General features: G+C 64.4%; 2 protein-coding genes. Both read right to left on the reverse strand.

Going from position 1 to position 1,103, the window contains the following annotated elements; translation table 11 throughout:
* Positions 1 to 145 precede the first annotated feature (145 nt).
* A complete protein-coding gene (gene soxZ, locus AC1DYI_RS36500) occupies positions 146 to 475 on the reverse strand; it encodes a thiosulfate oxidation carrier complex protein SoxZ (RefSeq protein ID WP_477208965.1) in 330 nt (109 codons plus the stop codon).
* Between the two features lie 43 nt (positions 476 to 518).
* The gene (gene soxY / locus AC1DYI_RS36505) at positions 519 to 986 is read right to left on the reverse strand and encodes a thiosulfate oxidation carrier protein SoxY (protein WP_477208966.1); all 468 of its coding nucleotides are present in this window, start codon (positions 984 to 986) and stop codon (positions 519 to 521) included.
* Between the last annotated feature and the right edge of the window lie 117 nt (positions 987 to 1,103).

Raw genomic sequence — 1,103 nt, forward strand, 5'->3', positions numbered from 1 at the left:
GTATTCGGCAATGCCGTCGGCGGCCGATTTCTGCTGTGCCAGCGCAGGGCCGGCCAGCAGCGCCGCCGAGGCGATGATCAGGGTGTGTCGCATGGTCTCCTCGCTCTGTCTGAAGTGTTCTTGCGGCGCCAAGGCCCTTGACTGCCTACTGGCCCGGGGCCGCTGCCGTCACCACGGCTTCGTCGCTGCGCTTGTCGCCTTTGTTGTCGACCCACGAGATGCCGATCTTGTCGCCGGCCTTCGCGCCCTTGACATTGAACTGCAGGAACGGGTTCTTGGCCACCGACGGGCCCCACTGCGCCGTCAACACGGTCTTGCCATTGAGCTGCGCGGTGACCTCCTGGATGTACCAGGCCGGGATGGTCGCACCGGCGGCGTCCTTGCGCTGGCCGGTCTCCATTTCGTGGGCCATCAGAACGCGGACGGTGGCTTTGCCGTCGGCGGCTTGAGCGCGGATGCGCATCGGGTCTGCCATGTGTTTCTCCTCAAATGTTCGAAGGGCGAGCGATGCAGGGCTTTCAGCCGCCGCAGCCGCCCAGCGTGACCTTGATTTCCTTGGCCGCGTAAAGCACCTTGCCGTCGTTCATCAGCGCCACGGCAAAGACGTTGGAAGACTGGCCCATCTTCACGCGCGTGGCGATGTTGGCTTCGACCGCATCGCTGATGTCGAAGATTGCCGACAGCATCGCTGGGTTCTTCTCGACCATCAGCAGCAGGCGTTTGACGCCCGGCAGGGCCGTGGATGCGCCCACCGGTACCACGGCGCCGTTCTCGGCGATGTCCGGGCCGGTGATGGTGACGTCCTTGCTTTCCACCGGCGCACCGGCGCCCAGCGCCTTCATCAGGTCGGCCATGGTCTTGGCTTCGAAGGCGGCGGTGTTATAGGGCGTGGCCTGCGCCTGGGCCAGGTTCGGAAGCAATCCGAGCGCCGCCAGCATGCCGGCCACCTGGGCCGATCGCGACAGCATTTCTCGACGGGTTTGCATGCAGATCTCCTTTAGATGCAATTCAAGCGCAAAGCCTCGGTACCGAAGCTCATATCGTTATTCGGTCGACACGATGTTCATGGCCCGGCCCCGGCAGCCAGCCACTGCGCGATCGTC

It is taken from the genome of Ideonella sp. P3_A4 (genome assembly GCF_056403075.1).